Source organism: Mailhella massiliensis (assembly GCF_020741395.1).
Taxonomy (GTDB): Bacteria; Desulfobacterota; Desulfovibrionia; order Desulfovibrionales; family Desulfovibrionaceae; genus Mailhella; species Mailhella massiliensis_A.
Genome location: NZ_DYZA01000176.1, coordinates 1 through 4,851, shown reverse-complemented (window position 1 = coordinate 4,851; position 4,851 = coordinate 1). Strand labels below are relative to the sequence as shown.

Sequence of the window (4,851 nt, the reverse complement as noted above, 5' to 3'; positions counted from 1 at the left end):
CTTGTGTCTGTCCGCTGCATCGCTCCCTCTCGGAGAGTATCCGCACAGAACCTCCTTTTTGAAGATTCTGTTCCCCCACATCATTCAAGGGCAACATCATGTCTGAAGCGAAACTCAAGAAATCCCTCTCTCCCATGCAGGTCTGCGCTCTCGCGCTGGGTTCCATCGTCGGCTGGGGCTGCTTCGTTCTTCCTGGCGACCTCTTCCTTCCCTCCGCCGGCCCCCTCGGTACGCTGCTCGGCTTCCTTGCCGGCGCCATACTCATCTCCTTCGTCGGGGTATGCTACAGCTACATGGTCAAATACGCCCCCGTGGCAGGCGGCGCCTTCACCTACGCCTATATCGGCTTCGGGCCCACCGCGTCCTTTATCTGCGGCTGGGCGCTGGTCATCGGCTATGTGGCCATTGTCATGATCGACATTGCGGCGCTCTCACTCATCTTCCGCTTCCTTTTCCCCGGAGTATTTGAGTTCGGGGAGCTTTACACCATCGCGGGCTGGAAGGTGTATATGGGTGAAGTGCTGCTCATGACGGCCGGCACCATCATCTTCGGATGGCTGAACTACCGCAGTGTGGGCATGGCGGGCAAACTGCAGCTCATTCTCGCCTTCATGCTCACCTTCGGCATCATCGCCTTCTTCTTCGGCGCCAATTCCCTTGATTCCGCAGGCATCAGCAACCTCGTACCCCTGTTCGCGGAAAACAAATCCCAGGCCGCCTGCGTCATCAGTATTTTCGCCCTTTCGCCCTTCCTCTTCGTAGGGTTCGACACCGTCCCGCAGGCTTCGGAAGAATTCGCCTTCGACCCCGGCCGCTGCCGCAACATCATGGTCATTTCCATCTTCGTGGGCATGATGCTCTACGCCATGGTCATGCTGGGCGTGGCTATCGCCATACCTTACCCTGAACTTCTGGCCAAAATGGAAGAAATGCGCAATGCGGGCGGCCATGCCTGGGCTACCGGCTATGTAGCCACTCTGGCCTTCGGCAAGTTCGGCTCCGTCATCCTCGCCTGCGCCGTGTTCGGCGCCGTGTGCACCGGCATCAACGGCTTCTTCGTGGCCGCTTCCCGCCTGCTCCTCGCCATGGCCAGAGGCCGCATCCTGCCGGAATGGTTCGGCCGCATCCATCCCACCTACCACACCCCCTATAACGCCATTCTGTTCACCGCCGTCCTCGCCCTGTTCACCCCCTTCGCCGGCCGCTCCGCCGTGGGCTGGACTGTAGACATGAGTTCCGTGGGCACGGGCATCGGCTACATCTTCACCTGCCTCGTCACCCGCCGCGCCATCCTGAACAGCAATACCGCCGCCGGCAGGAACCTGGGCCTGTTCTGCTGCATCATGGGCACCATCTGCTCCATCCTCACCCTGGTGCTGCTGCTCACCCCCGGCTCCCCCGCCTACATCTCCTTCGCACCGCGCTGTGTGCTGGCTCTCTGGGTAATCCTCGGCTTTATCTTCTACTACTCCAACAAGAAGGAATGGAGCGAACTCTCCACCGAAGAGCTTTCCCGCAACATCCTCGGCGGCGCCGATATCCAGGTACTGTTCAAGAAAGACGCCGGTACCAGGCAGCCTGAAAAGCAACTTCAGGCATAAAACAATCCCCGGCCTCCGGCCGGATCCTCGCCCGCCGGCCTTTCCCCCGCGTCCGGGAAAGGCCGGTTTTCTTTGGTATGAACAAGCACGGCTCCAGGCCCTGCTTTCCGCAATCTTCCCGGACAACGCCGCCCCTTCCACAGCCTTTAACACGGGCGACACGCCCCGGAGGAAAACATGGATATTCCTTCCCTCATCGTTTTTTTCTGCTGGTTCGTCGGGGGCTTCGTCTCCGGCGTCACGGGCATAGGGGGCGCCATGGTCGCCGTACCCGTGGCCGCCCTATTCCTGCCCATGCATGAAGTCATTCCCTTGAGCTGTATCCTGAACGCCTCCATGGACGGAAGCCTTGCCTTCCTGCACTTCCGCCAATGCCGCATTCCCGCCCTGTGGCCGCTTCTGCTCGGAGCTCTACCCGGTTCCTTCGCGGGTCTCGCCATGCTTCAGATGCTCCCCGGTACGGTGCTTCAGGGAGCGGTGGGGATACTGCTCATCGTCTATGTTCTCTGGCAACGCGTGGCCAGGGCCGGGGAAAGAAAAAAGGATTCCTGGCTCGCCGGGGGAGCTGCAGGGTTCGGCGCGGGACTTCTCGGCACGGCCATATCCTTCGACGGCCCGCCCGCCGGGGCCTACGCCCTTTACCAGGGATGGGAACCACGCGAAGTGCTGGGCACGCTCGGCATCTTTTTCCTCCTCCGCAGTCTTTTCACCTGCGCTCTTCAGGCCAAAGCCGGGTTCTACACCCCCGAAGTTCTGGAATACGCCATGTACGGTATTCCAGCCTCCATCATCGGCGCGATATGCGCCTTCCCCGTGGTGAAACGCATCCGCGTGGAACTTTTCCGCCGCGCGCTTATGGTCGTCATCGCCCTTGCCGGACTGGTCTGCCTGTGGCAGTCCTTTGCCTAACGCAAAGCGCCATGGACTCCCCTCGGAGCAGGGGCATCCTTTTCCAGACGTGCAAAAGCGGCGCGGACGGAACTTCCCCCATCCCTTCCTTCTCAATATGAAGGCCCGGAGAATATTTTCCCCGGGCCTTCACATGCGGAAAAACGTCCCGCTCTATTTCAGCACCGCATCCAGCAGTATGCCTGCGGCCAAAAGCACGCTGAACACAAGAATGTTGCGGGAGGTGAGGCCGAGGCAGCGATTGAGCGCCCGGCCTTCGTGGATAGCGGCTATCATGCTCCACACCCGGTAATGGGGGAAAAGAAAAAGAAGCGGCAGTATTCCCGCCCAGAACAGACCGTGGGGAAGAAGGCAGAGGGCGAAGGCGCAGGCAAAACCGCCCTGCGCGAGATAGTAGCGCAGGCCGAATTCCGCACCGAAACGGGCAATGAAGGTTTTTTTGCCGGAAAGCCTGTCCTGATCGCGGTCACGGAAATTGTTGATGGTGAGCAGAAGATTGATACACACGCCCACGGCAAGCCCGGCCAGCGTGGCCTGCGGCGCCCAGGCCCCTGCCTGCACATAATAGGTGAACCCCACGGCCACCAGGCCGAAGAATACCACCACCATCACGTCGCCCCAGCCGTGCGCGGCTAAGGGATAGGGCCCCGCAGAATACAAATAGGCGCTCACAAGGCATATCAGAGCGACTCCCAGCATGCTCCATCCGCCGTACCAGGCAAGGGGAATTCCGGCGCAAAGCGCGAGGGCAAGGTCGATGATGATGCCGGTCTTCATCTTTTCCGGCGATATCCAGCCCTGGGCGCAGGCGCGGCGGGGGCCGAGGCGGTCTTCCCTGTCGTTGCCCTGTTCAAAATCGCTCACGTCGTTGATGAAGTTCGAGGCTATCTGCATAAGCACGGCAAAGAGCATACACAAGAGCGCGGGAACAGGGCGGAACACTCCCGCCCATGCGGCGAGGGAGCAGCCCACGATCACAGGCGAAAGCGCCGCCGCCAGCGTCTTCGGCCTTGCGGCCAGCACCCAGGCATAGAAAGAATCCCTGCGAACTTCAGCTTCCATATCTTACGCTCCCCGGCCATGCCGTATCATGTTCTCATTGCTGCGCCTCCGGCGCAGACGCAGCATAGCACATCTTGCCGGCAAAGAAAAGAAAGCAGGCCCCGGCCCTTCTCATCCCTGCTCCCTCTTGACCGGATAACGGGGCCTTCCTATCCTGCAGAAAACTTCTTTCATCATACCCCAACGCCAAGCCCCTTCCGCCATGCTGGATTTTCGCCGTCTTCTGTATTTCTGCACCATCGTGGAACAAGGCCAGATCAGCCGGGCCGCCAAAAGCCTGCACATCAGCCAGCCTACCCTGAGCCAGTCCCTCAAGGAGCTGGAAGATGAACTCGGCCTTACGCTCATCCACAGGGAGGGCGGCAAATGGCAGGTCACGGAACGCGGACAGGCCTTTTACACGGAAGCCCAGCGCATACTGACGCAGGTAGACGACCTCGCGCAGAACATCCGCAATCCCTTTGCCAGGAATGCAGGCTTTTTCGGGGAAGTGCGCGTGGGATGCAGCGGCTTCTGCCTTTCCTTCCTGCGCGCCGTACTCCCCCGCGTGGAGCAGGAATACCCCGGCATACGCATACGCCTTCTGGTGACGGACAACATGGCTCTGGAAAACAAAGTGCAGAGCCACGGGCTCGATCTGGCCATTCTCCATCTGCCCCTCATGTACGGCAACTATGTGTCCGTTCCTCTGCCCGAACAGTATTTCGTGGCCGTATGGTCGCCTCTGCTCGACGCCCCGGAAGAAGATCCAGTATCGCTCCGTACCCTTGCGGCCTTTCCCCTCATGCTTTCGCGCCGATGGTCCAACAGCGGCACCTTCCGCCCCTTCATCATTGCCATGCAGGAGGAAAACCTCCGGCCGCGCATCATTCTCGACACCCCCGCCCCCTACTGGATGATAGACACTCTTCCGGCTCTTCCCGCCGTGGCCATTCTGCACCACACCGAGCTCCCGAATCAGGCCCGGAGCCTTGCCGTGCGCCGCATCAATCTGCCCAAGCTCATTTTCCGGCCGGCCATTATCTGGAGAAAGGACGGCTACCTCACCCCTCAGAGCGGAAAAATCATCGACCTGCTCTGTGAGGAAGCCTGCGTCTCCCGCCCGCGCTGATCTTCCGTACGAAACTCCCTTCCCCTTCTCTGGTATAGAAAAAATCAATACCCTGTAGGGGAAAAAAATATTTGTGCAATATCCTCTCCATGGACTAGTGTATATATAACGAAAAAGCCCTTCTTTCTTTTTCCGTAAAATATACGCAACCATGGAGGATCAACCATG

General features: G+C 59.7%; 4 protein-coding genes. 3 read left to right on the top strand and 1 reads right to left on the bottom strand.

The annotated features are described in order from the left end of the window. Positions 1–98: 98 nt before the first annotated feature. Together K8W16_RS08805 and K8W16_RS08800 are read left to right on the top strand one after the other, a co-directional pair. Positions 99–1,601 (top strand): APC family permease, encoded by a 1,503-nt coding sequence (locus tag K8W16_RS08805; RefSeq protein WP_304122776.1) that lies wholly within the window; start codon positions 99–101, stop codon positions 1,599–1,601. Positions 1,602–1,778: 177 nt separating this feature from the next. After that, positions 1,779–2,510, top strand: a complete 732-nt coding sequence (locus K8W16_RS08800; protein ID WP_304122775.1) for a sulfite exporter TauE/SafE family protein — start codon at positions 1,779–1,781, stop codon at positions 2,508–2,510. A 153-nt stretch (positions 2,511–2,663) separates the two neighbouring features. On the opposite strand, the gene menA is transcribed toward K8W16_RS08800, so the two are convergent. Then, on the bottom strand, positions 2,664–3,572 hold the full coding sequence (gene menA / locus K8W16_RS08795; RefSeq protein ID WP_304122774.1) for a 1,4-dihydroxy-2-naphthoate octaprenyltransferase: 909 nt from the start codon (positions 3,570–3,572) through the stop codon (positions 2,664–2,666). 202 nt (positions 3,573–3,774) lie between these two features. Between menA and K8W16_RS08790 the strand changes: the two genes are divergently transcribed. Next, positions 3,775–4,683 carry a LysR family transcriptional regulator gene (locus K8W16_RS08790; RefSeq protein ID WP_304122773.1) on the top strand — a complete coding sequence of 303 codons (909 nt, stop codon included), beginning with the start codon at positions 3,775–3,777 and terminating at the stop codon, positions 4,681–4,683. The last annotated feature ends 168 nt before the right edge of the window (positions 4,684–4,851 follow it).